The sequence below is a fragment of the Microvirga sp. 17 mud 1-3 genome, from assembly GCF_003151255.1.
Taxonomy (GTDB): Bacteria; Pseudomonadota; Alphaproteobacteria; order Rhizobiales; family Beijerinckiaceae; genus Microvirga.
The window spans coordinates 4245555-4260326 of the sequence record NZ_CP029481.1 but is presented as its reverse complement, the minus strand read 5'-3'; the positions used below and the strand labels follow the sequence as shown (position 1 = coordinate 4260326).

The following is a 14772-nucleotide window of genomic DNA, read 5'->3' as shown; positions in this document are numbered from 1 at the left end:
TCTCGTCGGTGAAAGGGTTACGCCGCCTGCAGGGCCCGGCGCACCGCGGTTTCGGCTGCGGCGGTCGCTTCCTTGCGGTTGCCGTTGAACGGAATCGGCTCGCCCCAGGTCACGGTCACGTCGAGGGGATGGCCCTCGAGGAAGATGCCGAGATGGGGCCCAAGCTCCATGTCGCCGTACCAGGCGATGAAGGGCCGCTCGCGACGGGTCACGGGCAGGCCGTCGCGGCGCGTATAGGCGATCGCGAGGGGCTGGAGAAAAACCTGCTCCACGCTGTCGTGCATGAGCGCGGTCTGGGCTGCGCCGACCAGGGAGGAGCGGAAGGGCAGGAGCCGGTTGCCGTCGCTCGTGGTGCCCTCGGCGAAGAGCACGATGGTCTCGCCCTTCACGAGCCGGTGCGCGAGGGCGTCGTTGACCTCCGCAGTCGCCTTCCGGCGCTGCCGGTCGATGAAGACGGAGCGCTGCAGCCGGGCCAGGAGCCCGACCACAGGCCAGCCTTCGATCTCCGACTTGGCGATGAACGACAGGGGATGAAGGGAGCCGATGACCGGAATGTCGAGCCAGGACACGTGATTCGCCACCACGAGGGTGGCGGCGCTCCCAGGCGCGCTTCCCTTCTCGGTCACGCGCACGCCGAAGAGCCACAGCAGGATCCGGTGGAACCGCAGGGGTAGCCGGTGCAGGATCGGCCAGTTCCAGCGCAGCGCAAGCATCTGCAGCGGGATGAGGACAATCGCCACAAGCCCCAGGAGGGCGAGCCTGAAAAAGGCGCCGATCCGCCTCACGCGTCATCCTTGTCGAGAGGCACCGCGTAGAGCTCGAGCCGGTGATAGACGACCCGGTAGCCGAGTCTGCGGGCGATCTCGGTCTGCAGGGCCTCGATCTCGTCCGAGTGGAACTCGATCACGTCCCCGGTCTCCAAATTGATGAGGTGGTCGTGGTGCTCGCGCGCCGCCTGCTCGTAGCGAGAGCGGCCGTCGCGGAAATCGAGCCGCTCGATGATTCCCTTCGTCTCGAAGAGCTTCACGGTCCGGTACACGGTCGAGAGGGAAATGCGGTCGTCCACGGCAGCGGCGCGGCGGTGCAACTCCACCACGTCCGGATGGTCGGCGGCATCGTCCAGGATACGGGCGATGGTCCGGCGCTGGCCGGTCATGCGAAGGCCCTTCTCGCGGCAGGCCCGCTCGATCGCGTCGGATCGCCGGACCCGTGCCGATTTGCTGTTCCGTTCCGCCAAGATTGCACTCCTGCAGATGCTTATAGGGGAGCCGCCGGGTCGGGGCTATAGGTCCCGCGTCATGGTCAGGGCCGTCGCCCGCGTGCCGTCCTCCTTGAGATAATAGCCGGGCCGGCGGCCGGTCTCCCGGAAGCCGCGGCCGCGATAGAGCTTCAGCGCCGGAAGGTTCCCGTCTTCCACCTCCAGGTGGACCTGGCGCACGCTCCGGCGCGACAGCGCGTCCAGATGGGCGTCGAGGAGCCGGCCGGAATGGCCCCGGCCCCGCTCCGCCGGCGCAATCGCGATGGTGAGGATCTCGGCCTCGTCGAGGACAATCCGGGACAGGACGAAGCCGCTGGGCTGGGCGGAGCGGCCGACGAAGAGCCCGTCCGCCGCGTGGGCGCGCTCGCCCAGGAGGCGGGCGAAGTCGAGGCTGCTCCAGGGCCGCGCGAAGGCGCTCTCATGGATGGCCGCAAGCCGTCCCGCGGTCTCTGTCCCGATGGGAGCGATGCGGATGCCCGGCGGGCGCAGGAAGCGGTCGAGGACGCTCATCGGGCGGACCCTCTCACCGCCGGGCGATTCGCGCCCCGTCCTGCGGCTTGGCGTCGGGCTCGCGCAGATAGAGGGGCTTGGGCAGAGCCTGGGCCGGATCGGCCATGGCGCCGAGCCTCGCCACCCAGGCGATGTCGGGGCCGGGCGCCTGGTCGCAGACCGCGACCTCGACCCCTTGAGCCCGCGCCTCGATCGCCAGAGCCTCGGCGGCCGTGCCGGCCACCAGGAGCGGGCCGGACCCGAGGAGGCGGATCACCTCCCGGTAGCCCATCAGCCCCGGCGGGATGATGACGCGCCCGCCTGCCCCGATGGCCTGGACATAGATCTGCCCGTGCTTGGCATCGATGGCGGCCGTGAAGAGCCCCCGCCGCTCCCCGGCCATGAGAGGCGCCAGGAAGGCCGAGAGAGTCGCGACGCCGACCACCGGAATGCCGGTCGTGAGCCCGATGGCCCGGGCGGCCGCGATGCCGACGCGCAGGCCCGTATAGCTGCCGGGGCCGACCGTCACGGCGACCCGGCTCAGGGCCCCGAAGCCGCCATCCACCTGGGACGTCACCCGGTCGATCAGGGGCAGCAGGGCCTCGGCATGGCCGCGCTCCATGGGAATGGTCTCGCGCGCGAGCAGTTCGGACCGGCCTGACTCGAAAAGGCAGGCCGAGCAGGCGCCGAGCGCGGTGTCGATGGCAAGGATGCGCAACCTTCGTCTCCGTCTGATCCGGTCTCTTTAGAGCAAGAGTATCACGGGAGGGAATGGGTTTTCGGCCGCAATGCCTTTTACATCTCCCCTAGGGAGAGGTCGGGGTGGAGCAGGGGCGGCGGAGTTGTGCGGTAGAGAGCTTGCGCGTGACAGAGACGAAGCGCAACCTGTTTCCCTCCCCCTTGTGGGGAGGGATTAAGGGTGGGGGTGTGAGCGCTAAGTTCTAAGATTTCAGCGCCGACACCCCCACCTCCAACTCCTCCCCACAAGGGGGAGGAGGGTAGGGCGGCGCTTCCCATGAGCACTCGGATCCGTGGGGAGGAGAGTATGTCGGCACTTCCCACAAACACCCGAGATCTGGGGAGCGGAGCAGCTCTAAAATCACCTCTTACCCCTCCAGAGCGATCCCGCCATAGCCGATGAGTTCCGCAAAGATGGCGGCCGCGACGCCGAGGGTGACGAGGACGAGGCCGGTCACGAAGATGCGGATGGCGCGCTCGTAGCGGGCGCGGACGAGGGATTCGATCGACAGAAGGTCGATCAGGGCCTTGATCTGCAGCACGATGCCGAGCGTGATGGCGATGACCGCGAAGACGTCGGACCTGGTCCATTCCCCGGGCAGCCCGCCCCAGCGGCTGAGAAATCCGAGCGAGAAACCGAGCACGACGCTGATCGCCGTGAGCGAACCGCTGCGGAAGATCGCGTCGATCCTCGGCGGATGGACAGGCTCGTCCTGTGTCTTGTCGACCATGGGAATCGCCTCGCGCGGCGGGCCCGGCACGTCGGAACGCCCGCTTCCGGCCGCAGGGCAATTCTATCGCGGATGCGCGGCTCGGGCAGCGCTCTCTGCCTGCCGCATTGGAGGTAGAAGAGGCGCTCAGGCGATCCGGCAGAACTCGTCGAAGGAGAAGCGCGGCTGGCGGGGATGGAGTTTTTCCCTGAGGCCGTAGCCGAGATTGATCAGGAAATTGGACTTGATCCGGCCGTCCGGAAAGAAGGCGGCGTCGACGCCCTTGCGGTCGAAGCCCGACATGGGCCCGCAATCGACCCCGAGCGCCCGGGCCGCCAGGATCAGGTAGGCGCCCTGGAGGCTCGAATTGCGGAAGGCCGTCTCCTCGATGGCCTTGGGCTTACCGGCGAACCAGCTTGGGGCATCGGGGCTGTTGGGGGCGAGGAAGCCGAGCTTCTCGTAGAATTCCGTGTCGTAGGCCACGATGGCGGTCGCGGGCGCGCTCATGGTCTGGCGCACGTTGCCCTCGTCGAGATGCGGGCGCAGCTTCTCCTTGGCATCAGCCGACACCACGAAGACGAACCGGCCAGGGGACGAATTGGCGCTGGTCGGCCCGAGCTTGGCGAGATCCGCGATGGCCCGGAGCGTTTCCGGCGCGAGCGGCCGGTCCTCCCACCAGCGGAAGGTGCGGGCCTCGCGGAAAATCTGGTCGATGGCATCGTCGGGCAGGGCAGGCACGGAGGGCTCCAAAGAAAAAGCGCGGCCTTTTCGGCCGCGCCTTGAATTCTAGAGCATTCCGCGCCGGATCAAACGGCCTGGACCTCGCGCACGTCCGGCAGGAAGTGGCGCAGCAGGTTCTGGATGCCGTGCCGCAGGGTCGCCGTGGAGGAGGGGCAGCCGGAGCAGGCGCCCTTCATGACGAGATAGACCGTCCCGTCCTTGTAGCCGCGGAACGTGATGTCGCCCCCGTCGCCCGCCACGGCCGGGCGGATGCGGGTCTCGAGCAGCTCCTTGATGGTCGCGACCGTGGGCGCATCCTCCTCGTCGAAGAACTCCTCCCCGTCCTCCATGTCGACCGCATGGCCCTCGGTGAAGAGCGGCGCGCCGGTCATGAAATGCTCCATGATCGCGCCCAGGATGGCGGGCTTCAGGTGCTGCCACTCACCGTCCCCCTTGGTGACGGTGATGAAATCGTAGCCGAAGAAGACCCCGGTGACGTCCGGCACGGCGAAGAGCCGCTCCGCGAGCGGGGACACATAAGCCTGGTCGGCGCTGCGGGCCTCGAAGGTCCCCTCGGGCATCACGACGCGGCCGGGCAGGAATTTCAGGGTGGCGGGGTTGGGAGTGGCTTCGGTCTGAATGAACATCGGTCTTTCCTCTGCGCCGGTTCAAGGCCGGCCGAGCGGTGGAAGCCCGGAAGTGGGCTTGGAATCGTTCTAACAGGTTCTGCCCCGGATGTGGAATGGGAGCGGGGCGATTCCAAGGGCGGCGGGCGCATGGGTGACGTTCCGGTCCTGCGCCCCGTCATTCCGGGGCCGCGTCAGCGGAGCCCGGAACCCATAACCACCAGCATTTCAGAATAAGGTCTTACGATAATTGCTGCGCCCTATCCTGCACCGTCAGCGTTTATGGGTTCCGGGCCCAGCGCTGCGCGCTGTCCCGGAATGACGGAGGAGGAAAGAGCGCCAGCTGTGAGGAGAATCACCCCGCCAGGGCGTCGATTTCCTCGTCGGTCAGGCTGCCGGGCACGATGACGATGGGGACCGGGAAGGTGGAGGCGGCCTTGCCGGCCAGGGTCGAGACCAGGGGGCCCGGGCCATCCTTGCCGGTGCCGGCGGCCAGAACCAGGAACGAGATGTCCTCGTCCTCGCCGATGAGCCGGATGATCTCCTCGGCCCGGGGGCCGACCCGGATCGCCAGTTCCGGCTCGACGCCGGCGGCGCTGCGGGCCTCGCCGGCGGCGGCCTCGAGGCGCTTGCGGGCTTCCTCCCGCGCCTCCTCGATCATGGCCTCGCCGACGCCGATCCACTCGAAATTGGCGGGCGGGTCGACCACCGCGAGCATGATCATGCTCGCGCCCGTGCGCGCCGTGCGCCGGGCCGCGAAGTGGATGGCGCGGGAGCATTCCGTCGTCTTGTCGACCACCACCATGAATTTCGGTCGGTGGCCGGCTTCATAGGATTGGCGCTTGCCGCTCACAGCCCGTCTCCCGAATCGTGTCCGGCGGTCTGCAGCTTAGCGTGCCCGCACGAATCCGACGATATCCCTGACCGCGTCCATGGTCTGGGCCGCGAGCACGCGGGCCCGGTCCGAGCCCTGGCCTAAGACCTGCTCGATATGGCCGGGATCGGCCATGAGGCGACGCATCTCGTCCGCGATGGGCGAGAGCTTCGCCACCGCCACGTCCACGAGGGCCGCCTTGAAGCCCGAGAACTGCGCGCCGCCATGGTCGCGCAGCACGTCGGCGGGCGTCGAATCGGTGAGCGCCGCGTAGATCGCCACCAGGTTATCGGCCTCGGGACGGGTCTTGAGGCCCTCGACCTCCGACGGCAGGGGCTCGGGATCGGTCTTCGCCTTGCGGATCTTCTGCGCGATGGTGTCGGCGTCGTCCGTCAGGTTGATGCGCGAATAATCGGACGGGTCCGACTTCGACATTTTCTTCGAGCCGTCGCGCAGGGACATGACCCGGGTGGCAGGTCCGGCGATCAGGGGCTCGGTCAGGGGGAAGAATGCATCGCCGAAGCCGTAGGACGCGATCGATTCGGCGTAGTCGTTGTTGAACTTCTGCGCCACGTCGCGGGTCAGCTCCAGGTGCTGCTTCTGGTCCTCGCCCACCGGCACGTGGGTCGCCCGGTAGACCAGGATGTCGGCCGCCATGAGCATCGGATAGGCGAAGAGGCCGACCGACGCGTTCTCGCGGTCCTTGCCGGCCTTCTCCTTGAACTGGGTCATGCGGTTCGCCCAGCCCATGCGGGCGATGCAGTTGAACACCCAGGCGAGTTCCGCGTGCTGGGCCACCTGGCTCTGGTTGAACACGATGTGCTTCTGTGGGTCGATGCCGGCCGCCAGGAAGGCCGCCGTGACCTCGCGGATCTGCCGGTTCAGCTCCTTGGGGTCCTGCCACACCGTGATGGCGTGCATGTCCACGACGCAATAGATGCAATCGTGGGTCTCCTGCATGGTCACGAAGCGCTTGATGGCCCCGAGATAGTTTCCGAGGTGGAGATTGCCCGTCGGCTGAACGCCCGAGAACACGAGCTCCTTGAACTGCGCCATCCTTGTCGACTCCCACGCTTGTCGCGGCGGGCGTTATGACAGGGCCGGCCCACGATGCAAGCGGCTCTTTAAGGCTTTTTCGTCGCCAGCGCGAGATCCTCCGGGGTCACGGCCCCGAAGAGCCATGCGGCAGCCGCATAGGCCGCAAGGCCGCCGCCGCACAGGGCCGCGAGCCCCAGCGCCCCCGGCTGGGGCAGGAAGGCAAGCCCGCCGCCGAGCCCGAGACTCATGGCGCCGGTCGCCAGGGCGATCCGCAGAACCTGCCCGGCGAAGTCCCGCCCCAGGCGCCACAGGCCGGCCCGGCGCAGCAGGACGATAAGGGCGCCCGCATGGACGAGGCAGCCAAGGCTGATCCCGAGCGCGATCCCGCCCATGCCGAGAAGGAAGCCGAGAGCCGCGCCTGCCCCGGCGGTTGCCGCGAGCCCCGCGAGAGCCGCGAACAGGGTCCCGCGCAGGGCGCCCCGGGCGAAGAGGGTCTGGCTCAGAACCTTGCCGAGGGTCGCGAAGGGGAGCCCCGCGCTCAGGCCCGCGAGCACCAGGGCGGTGCCGTTGACGTCCTCCGCCGCGAAGGCACCGCGCCGGAACAGAACGGCCGCGATGGGCTCGGCCAGGATTGCCAGGGCGGCGGCGGCCGGCAGGGCGAGGAGAAGCGCGAGGGCGAGCGCCCGGTTCTGGGCTGCCACGAGGGCCTCGACGCCCGCATGGCGGTGACGGGCCGCGAGTTCGGGCAGAAGCACGCTCCCTGCGAGCGCCGCTATGAGCCCGAGGGGGAGCTGCATCACCCGCTCGGCATAGTAGAGCCAGGACACGCCGGAGGGCCAGAACGAGGCGATCTGGGTTCCGGCAAGGACGAAGAGCTGCACGGCGCCGCTCGCGAAGAGCGCCGGCAGGCCCGCGCGCAGCAGGGTCTTCAGAGCCGGCGAGAGGGTGGGACGGCGCAGCCGCACCGGCCTGTCGGGGCCGCGCAGGAGGGCCGCCGCGATGATGGCGAGCTGCAGGAGCCCCGCCGCGCTGGACGCTAGGGCGAGCCAGGCGGCCTCCCGCTCGGGCGCAAGGGACAGGCGGCCGAGCCCGAGGAGGGTGAGGATCAGTCCCCCGTTGACCACGAGCGGCGCCAGGGTCGCGACCCCGTAGCGGCGATGCATGTTGAGAAAGGCGGCGCCGACGGAGGCCAGGGTCACGCCGAACACCGCCGGAAAGGCGAGGCGGGTATAGAGCGCCACCAGGCCGAGGGTCTCCTCGGTGCCGAGGCCCGGCGCCAGGAGGAGTGCGATCGGGCCCGCCGCCACCTCGACCAGGGCCACGAGACCGAGGAGCAGGAGCGCCAGAATGGTCGTGACGTCGCCCGCGACCCGCGCGGCCTCGGCCGGCTCCAGCCGCCCCAGCACGGGCACCAGGGCCGGGTTGAGGCCACCCTCGGCGACGACCCGGCGCACCAGGTTCGGCAGGCGGAAGGCCGCCAGGAAGGCGTCCGCCACGGGCCCGGCTCCGAGCACCTGCGCAAACAGGATGTCCCGCGCGAAGCCGAGCACCCGGGACGCGACGGTGCCGAGGCCGACCAGGAGGGAGGAGCGCAGGAGCGACATGAGGGCCGCGCTTAATGCCTCGCGGGCCGATTGTCCAAGGAACGAAGGGATAAGGGAACGAAGGATGAGGCCCGGCGCTCCATGCAACAAGTGGGGGAATCGGGCGTTTGTCCTCCATTGTCCGGGCCGAGGCCCGAAGCGTCCCATCCGACCGTTCCACAACAAGGGGCCCGACGTGACGGGGTCGTCCCTCCCGGCGGGGAGGGTAAGGGAGGCCATCATGGCAGACGAAATCCAGGGCGTGAGGCTGCAGGTCGCCAATGCGCGGCCGGAGGATGCGGGGCGCGGCGTCGCGCGGATCGGCCAGAAGGTGCTGGCCGAGCTCGGGCTTCACGAGGGCCAGGCCGTCGAGATCATCGGCAAGCGGCACACCACCGCCATCGCGGTCCCGCCCTATCCGGAGGACGAGGGTCTCAACATCATCCGCCTCGATGGTCTTCAGCGCGTCAATGCCGGGGTCGGCAGCGGCGACCATGTGGAGATCCGCCGGGCCGAGGTGCGGCCTGCCACCCGCGTGGTGCTCGCGCCCGCCCAGAAGAACGTGCGCCTGCAGGGCTCGGGCGATGCTTTGCGCCGCACCTTCTTTCGCAGGCCGCTCGCGGCCGGGGACGTGATCTCCACCTCCATCTATTCGCCCCGCGCCGCCGACCCGCGCCTTCCGGAGGAGCTGCGCGGCCTTCTGAACATTCCGGCCTACGGCCTGCAGGAGATCCGCCTCGTGGTGGTGTCCACCCAGCCCCGCGGCATCGTCCAGGTGACGGAGCAGACCGAGGTGGAGCTGCGGCCGCAATTCGAGGAGCCGAAGGAGGCGCGCCGGGCCGACGTGACCTATGACGATATCGGCGGCCTCGGGAACACGGTCGATCAGGTGCGCGAGATGGTCGAGCTTCCCTTGCGCCATCCGGAGCTGTTCCAGCGCCTCGGCATCGATCCGCCGAAGGGCGTGCTCCTCTACGGGCCGCCCGGCACCGGCAAGACGCTCCTCGCCCGCGCGGTCGCGAACGAGACGGAGGCGCAGTTCTTCCACATTGCCGGGCCCGAGATCATGGGGCGCCATTACGGGGAATCCGAGCAGCGGCTCCGGGAGGTCTTTCAGGAAGCGCAGCAGAATGCGCCGGCCATCATCTTCATCGACGAGATCGACAGCATCGCGCCCAAGCGCGAGGAGGTGACCGGGGAGGTGGAGCGGCGCATCGTGGCGCAGCTCCTCACCCTCATGGACGGCCTGGAGCCGCGGCAGAACATCGTGGTCATCGGCGCCACCAACCGGCGCGAGGCCATCGACGAGGCCCTGCGCCGGCCGGGGCGCTTCGACCGGGAGATCGTCATCGGCGTGCCGGACGAGCCGGGGCGGCGCGAAGTGCTCGCCATCCACACCCGCGGCATGCCGCTTGCCGAGGACGTGGACCTCGACGAGATCGCCCGCACCACCTACGGCTTCGTGGGGGCGGACCTCTCGGCCCTCGCCCGGGAGGCGGCCATGGATTCGCTCCGCCGGATCCTGCCGGACGTGAACCTGAAGGAGGGAATCCCCGCCGAGATCCTGGAGAAGCTGCAGGTCACCCGGGCCGATTTCATGAGCGCCCTGAAGCGGGTCCAGCCCTCCGCCCTGCGCGAGATCATGATCCAGGTTCCGAACGTGACCTGGAACGACATCGGCGGCCTGGAGGAGGCCAGGACGCGTCTTCGGGAGGGCGTGGAGTTGCCCCTCAAGAGCCCGCAGGCCTTCCGGCGCCTCGGCATCCGCCCGGCCAAGGGCTTCCTGCTCTTCGGCCCGCCCGGCACGGGCAAGACCCTGCTGGCCAAGGCGGTGGCGCGGGAGGCGCAGGCCAATTTCGTGGCCACGAAATCCTCCGACCTCCTATCCAAGTGGTACGGCGAATCCGAGCAGCAGGTTTCGCGCCTCTTCGCCCGTGCCCGGCAGGTGGCCCCGACCGTGATCTTCATCGACGAGATCGATTCGCTCGTGCCCGTGCGCGGCGGCGGGCTCGGGGAGCCGGCCGTCACCGAGCGGGTCGTCAACACGATCCTGGCCGAGATGGATGGGCTCGAAGAGCTTCAGGGCGTGGTGGTCATGGCCGCCACGAACCGGCCGAACCTGGTGGACCCGGCGCTCCTGCGGCCGGGACGCTTCGACGAGCTGATCTATGTGTCGGTGCCGGACGCCAAGGGACGGCGCCACATCCTTGGCATCCACACCAAGGACATGCCGCTCGCCGACGACGTGGACCTCGACAGCCTCGCCGAGCGCACGAACCGCTTCACGGGCGCGGATCTCGAGGACCTGACCCGCCGTGCCGGCCTCCTGGCCCTGCGGGAATCCATCGACGCCGAGACGGTAACGCGGGCCCATTTCGATCAGGCGCTGCGGGAGACCCGGGCCTCCGTCACGCCCGAAATGGAGCGCGAATACGAGGAGATCCTGCGCACCCTCAAGCAGGAGGGACCGCAGCGCCAACCCATCGGGTTCATGCCGGTCCGCCAGGCGGCCGAATAGAAAAGTGTCAGCGCGAGAAGCGCTGCGCCGTGAAGGGCTTGGGGCTGACGGGGCCGGGGCGTCCGGAGATCAAGGCCGCGGCCATCCCGGCCGTGACGGCTGCCTGGGTCAGGCCGTGATGGCCGTGTCCGAAGGCATAGACGATCCGGCGGTCGGCCGAGGCGGGGCCGATCACCGGCAGCGAATCGGGAATCGAGGGCCTGAACCCCATCCAACGCTTCGCCGGGCGCATGTCGTCGAGATGCGGCAGGAAGCGTTTGAGCCGCTGCACGACGGCCTCGGTGCGGCGATGGTTCGGCGGCGCCTCAATGCCCGCGAATTCCACCGCGCCGCCGACCCGGTCGCCGCTGTCGAGGGGCGACGTGACGAAACCCTCGCCCTCGTACATGACGGGGCGCTCCAGCCTGAAGGTCCCGGCCGGGAAGGTGGCGTTGTAGCCCCGCTCCGTATCGAGCGGGATCCGGTCCCCCAGCTGTTCGGCCAGGGGCCGCGACCAGATCCCGGCCGCGATCACCACGCGGTCGGCCACAAGATCCGCCGCTTCGCCGTCCGTGCGGACATGCACGGCATTGTCGCTGAAGGTGACAGCGACGGCCTGCGCGGCCACGTGGACGGCACCCCGTGCCAAAGCGAGCCTGAGGAGATCCGCCGCGAGAACCGCCGGATCGGAGACGTGGCACATCTCGGGATAGAGAACGGCCGCCCCCACGTTGTTCAGGGCGGGCTCGAGCCGGGCCACGTCCTCCGGCCCGAGGGCCTCGACCGCGATGCCATAGGCGCGCTGCCGGTCGAAGAGCTCGGCGGATGCCGTGAAGGCGCCGCGGTCCCGCCACACCGTCAGGAGGCCCTTTTCCCGCAGGTGGCCCGAAAGGCTTAAAGAGTCGAGCAGTGCCCGCCAGGCGGGCAGGGCCTCGGCGTTGATGGACCGGATCGCCTCCATGCTCGCGGCGATGCGGCCCGGCGAGGAGGCCTGCACGAAGCGCAACAGCCAGGGCGCCAGGGCCGGAAGGTAGCCCGGCCTGATGCTGAGGGGGCCGAGCGGATCCGTGAGCCAGCGCGGCAGGTTCCGCCAGACCTTGGGCGAGGCCAGGGGCATGATGTCCGTGTGAGCGATCCACCCGGCATTGCCGTCGGTGGGCCGGCCCGTCTTGCCGCCCGGGTCCACGAGCGTGACCGCATGCCCCTCGTCAAGGAGCGCATGGGCGGTCGCGAGGCCGACGATGCCCGCGCCGACGATCGTGATACGCATGGTGGACCTCACGGGCAGGCAGGCCCGGCCGTCTGCCGGTCGACCACCTGGAAGCCGTGGGCGAAGGGGTCGCGGTCGTCGATTACGATGGTGTTGAAGCCGGTCACCCGCGCCCATCCGGCGATGGACGGGATGATGGCATCCCGGTCGCCCACCTTGGCGCGGCCCTCGATCCGGCCCGTGAAGGTCGAGCCGATGATGCTCTCATGCACGAAGGCGTCGCCCTCCTTCAGGTCCCCGCGGGCGGCGAGCTGCGCCATGCGTGCGGAGGTGCCGGTGCCGCAGGGGGAACGGTCGATGGCCTTGTCGCCGTAGAACACCGCGTTGCGGGCCGTGCCGCCCGGCGTCTGCGCCTTGCCGGTCCACATCACGTGGGTCAGCCGGTCGATGGCCGGATTGGTCGGATGGGCGATTTTGTGGCGGGCATTGAAGGCCTGGCGCAGCTTCGGGCTCCAGCGCAGGACGTCGGACGGGTCGACGGCCGAGAGGTCCTCGTAAAGCGCCTGCGGCTCCACGATGGCGTAGAAATTGCCCCCATAGGCCACGTCCACCGTGAGGGTGCCGAGGCCCTCCACGTCGACCTCGTAGCCCGTGCCGTAGAGGAAGGACGGTACGTTGGTAATGCGCACGCTGTCCACGAAGGGGCCGTTCTGCTCGTAGCGCGCTTCCACGAGGCCGGCCGGCGTGTCGAGCCGCAGGAGGCCCGGGACCTTGGGATGGATCAGCCCGTTTTCGAGCGCGATGGTGACCGTCCCGATAGTGCCGTGTCCGCACATGGGCAGGCAGCCGGAGGTCTCGATGAACAGGATGCCCACGTCGCAATCGGGCCGCGTCGGCGGATAGAGGATCGAGCCCGACATCATATCGTGGCCGCGGGGCTCGAACATCAGCCCGGTGCGGATCCAGTCGTATTCCGCCAGGAAATGCTGGCGGCGGTCGAACATGGTCTCGCCCTGGAGGGTCGGGATGCTGCCGCCCGTCACCACGCGGACCGGATTGCCGCAGGTATGGCCGTCGATGCAGAAGAAGGTGTGCCGCGCCATGGATGCCGTCTCGAAGGCTTGCCGGGAGATCGCGAGGGTAGCGGCGGACGGGCGGGCGGTCGAGCCCGCTTATCGCCCGCCGGGAAACGGGTTCAGGCTGCGGGCTTGAGGCCGGTCTCGGGCAGGATGGGGCGCGACTTCAGGGCCTTGTCCATGATCGCCTCGACGACAGCGCGCTCCTCCGGGCTCAGGGCAAGCCGCGGCGGCCGAGTGAGGTCGGAGCCGCGCCCCATGATCTTCTCGCAGAGCTTGATGCATTGCACGAGGTCGGGCCGGGCATCGAGGTGAAGAAGGGGCATGAACCACTCGTAGAGCGGCATCGCTTCCGCATAGCGGCCGGCCTTGGCGAGGCGGAACAGGGTCTCGCCCTCGCGTGGGAAGGCATTGGACATGCCCGAGATCCAGCCCTGGGCGCCGAGCATCACGCTCTCCACCACCACGTCGTCGAGGCCCGCGAACATCGCGAAGCGGTCGCCCACCATGTTGCGCACATCCGTGAAGCGGCGGGTGTCGCCGGACGAATCCTTGAAGCACACGATGGTGTCGCAATCGGCCAGCGAGGCCAGGATCTCGGGCGTCACGTCGTTCTTGTAGATGGGCGGGTTGTTGTAGACCATCACGGGCAGGTCGGTAGCCTTGGAGACGGTGCGGAAATGCGCGGCCGTCTCGTGCGGCTTCGAGGAATAGACCAGCGCCGGCATCACCATGACGCCGTCGAGGCCGACCCGCGCGGCGTCCTTCGCCACATCGCACGCGAAGGCCGTGGTGAACTCGGCAACGCCGGCAATCACCGGAACCCGGCCGCGGGCGACCGCCTTGGCGGTCTCCATGACGGCGATCTTCTCGGCCCGGGAGAGCGAGGTGTTCTCGCCCACGGTGCCGCAGACGATGAGCCCGGACACTCCGTCCCGGATCAGGCCCTCGAGGACCTTGGCGGTCGCGTCGATGTCGAGGTCGAAATTCGGTTTGAACTGGGTGGTTACCGCCGGAAACACGCCTTCCCAGCCGATCGTCCTTGTCATGGATCCTGCTCCCGTCATGGCGGTTGAGATGCGATATTGTAGATTGTATAAAATCTGCCCTGTCAAGCCAATCCGCCCTGGAGCTGCTATGATCCGGCCCGAACGTTTCGCCTGGCCCCCTTGCGGGCCTTTCCGCCTCTTCATGCGCCGGTTCCTTTGCCGATGACCTTGAGCCCTCCGCCCGCACAGAAGCCGGCCCGGAAGACCCTCCAGCACCGGACGATCTCGGCAGCCGTCGCCGAGGAGCTGCGCCGGCGCATCGTCGACGGAGAATTCAAGGCCGGCTTCCAGCTGCGTCAGGATGCGCTGGCGACGGAATTCGCGGTCAGTCGTATCCCGGTCCGCGAGGCGCTGATGCAGCTCGAGGCGGAAGGGCTGGTGAAGATCCAGCCGCACCGGGGCGCCGTGGTGTCGGAGCTTTCTACCGAGGAGGTGGAGGAGCTCTTTGAGCTGCGCGCCCTGCTGGAGCCGCGCCTCCTCAAGGCCTCGGGGCCGCACCTGACCGAGGAGGATTACCGGCAGCTCAACGCCATCCTGCAGGAATACGGCGCGGAGCTGCGCGCGCACCACGTGAGCCGCTGGGGCGAGTTGAACACCGAGTTCCACCGCCTGCTCTACCGGCATGCTGGCCAGCCCCGGACGCTCGCCATCGTTCTGTCCCTGCTCCAGGATTGCGACCGGCACACCCGGCTCCAGCTCTCCCTGACGGGCGGGATGGAGCGGGCCGAGATCGAGCACGGGGAACTCGTGCGCCTGTGCGCCGAGGGGAAGTTCCCGGCCGCCTGCGCGCTCCTGAAAACCCACATCGAGAATGTCGGCCGGTCGCTTCGCGCCTATATCGCCGATCATCACAAGGCGTGATGCACCGCCCGTTCGAAAAAGACGCCCACATGAGAGGACATGG

At 68.8% G+C, this 14772-nt stretch carries 15 protein-coding genes; 2 read left to right on the top strand and 13 right to left on the bottom strand.

All coding sequences use genetic code 11. The annotated features are described in order from the left end of the window. Nucleotides 1–17: 17 nt before the first annotated feature. The 10 genes from C4E04_RS20005 to murJ form a co-directional block, all read right to left on the bottom strand. Nucleotides 18–785 carry a 1-acyl-sn-glycerol-3-phosphate acyltransferase gene (locus C4E04_RS20005; protein WP_245416172.1) on the bottom strand — a complete coding sequence of 256 codons (768 nt, stop codon included), beginning with the start codon at nt 783–785 and terminating at the stop codon, nt 18–20. Then, nucleotides 782–1156 (bottom strand): Fur family transcriptional regulator, encoded by a 375-nt coding sequence (locus C4E04_RS20000; protein WP_109601358.1) that lies wholly within the window; start codon nt 1154–1156, stop codon nt 782–784. Before C4E04_RS20000 ends, C4E04_RS20005 begins: the two co-directional genes overlap by 4 nt. Before the next feature lie 126 nt (nt 1157–1282). Further along, entirely contained in the window at nt 1283–1768 is a 486-nt protein-coding gene (locus C4E04_RS19995) for a GNAT family N-acetyltransferase (protein WP_109600341.1), read from the bottom strand. A gap of 13 nt (nt 1769–1781) precedes the next feature. After that, on the bottom strand, nt 1782–2465 hold the full coding sequence (gene tsaB / locus C4E04_RS19990; RefSeq protein ID WP_109600339.1) for a tRNA (adenosine(37)-N6)-threonylcarbamoyltransferase complex dimerization subunit type 1 TsaB: 684 nt from the start codon (nt 2463–2465) through the stop codon (nt 1782–1784). A 388-nt stretch (nt 2466–2853) separates the two neighbouring features. Beyond that, nucleotides 2854–3216, bottom strand: coding sequence for a hypothetical protein (locus tag C4E04_RS19985; RefSeq protein WP_109601356.1), 363 nt, complete (start codon nt 3214–3216; stop codon nt 2854–2856). A gap of 126 nt (nt 3217–3342) precedes the next feature. Continuing rightward, nucleotides 3343–3933 carry a malonic semialdehyde reductase gene (locus C4E04_RS19980; protein WP_109600337.1) on the bottom strand — a complete coding sequence of 197 codons (591 nt, stop codon included), beginning with the start codon at nt 3931–3933 and terminating at the stop codon, nt 3343–3345. Between the two features lie 68 nt (nt 3934–4001). Continuing rightward, nucleotides 4002–4562, bottom strand: a complete 561-nt coding sequence (locus C4E04_RS19975) for a NifU family protein (RefSeq protein WP_109600335.1) — start codon at nt 4560–4562, stop codon at nt 4002–4004. A gap of 334 nt (nt 4563–4896) precedes the next feature. Beyond that, nucleotides 4897–5394 (bottom strand): universal stress protein, encoded by a 498-nt coding sequence (locus tag C4E04_RS19970; RefSeq protein WP_174219303.1) that lies wholly within the window; start codon nt 5392–5394, stop codon nt 4897–4899. Nucleotides 5395–5430: 36 nt separating this feature from the next. Beyond that, the gene (gene trpS, locus C4E04_RS19965; protein ID WP_109600333.1) at nt 5431–6471 is read right to left on the bottom strand and encodes a tryptophan--tRNA ligase; all 1041 of its coding nucleotides are present in this window, start codon (nt 6469–6471) and stop codon (nt 5431–5433) included. A gap of 68 nt (nt 6472–6539) precedes the next feature. Next, on the bottom strand, nt 6540–8057 hold the full coding sequence (gene murJ, locus C4E04_RS19960; RefSeq protein WP_162559488.1) for a murein biosynthesis integral membrane protein MurJ: 1518 nt from the start codon (nt 8055–8057) through the stop codon (nt 6540–6542). A gap of 220 nt (nt 8058–8277) precedes the next feature. Between murJ and C4E04_RS19955 the strand changes: the two genes are divergently transcribed. Next, the gene (locus C4E04_RS19955; protein WP_109600329.1) at nt 8278–10554 is read left to right on the top strand and encodes a CDC48 family AAA ATPase; all 2277 of its coding nucleotides are present in this window, start codon (nt 8278–8280) and stop codon (nt 10552–10554) included. A gap of 7 nt (nt 10555–10561) precedes the next feature. On the opposite strand, the gene C4E04_RS19950 is transcribed toward C4E04_RS19955, so the two are convergent. The 3 genes from C4E04_RS19950 to C4E04_RS19940 all read right to left on the bottom strand — a co-directional run bounded on the left by C4E04_RS19950 (nt 10562) and on the right by C4E04_RS19940 (nt 13868). Beyond that, nucleotides 10562–11803: an FAD-binding oxidoreductase gene (locus C4E04_RS19950; RefSeq protein WP_109600327.1), complete on the bottom strand. Its 1242-nt coding sequence runs from the start codon at nt 11801–11803 to the stop codon at nt 10562–10564. Between the two features lie 8 nt (nt 11804–11811). Next, on the bottom strand, nt 11812–12846 hold the full coding sequence (locus C4E04_RS19945) for a 4-hydroxyproline epimerase (RefSeq protein WP_109600325.1): 1035 nt from the start codon (nt 12844–12846) through the stop codon (nt 11812–11814). 92 nt (nt 12847–12938) lie between these two features. Beyond that, nucleotides 12939–13868, bottom strand: coding sequence for a dihydrodipicolinate synthase family protein (locus C4E04_RS19940; protein ID WP_109600323.1), 930 nt, complete (start codon nt 13866–13868; stop codon nt 12939–12941). A 162-nt stretch (nt 13869–14030) separates the two neighbouring features. Here C4E04_RS19940 and C4E04_RS19935 point away from each other — a divergent pair, with 162 nt between their 5' ends. Further along, nucleotides 14031–14729 (top strand): GntR family transcriptional regulator, encoded by a 699-nt coding sequence (locus C4E04_RS19935; RefSeq protein WP_109601351.1) that lies wholly within the window; start codon nt 14031–14033, stop codon nt 14727–14729. The last annotated feature ends 43 nt before the right edge of the window (nt 14730–14772 follow it).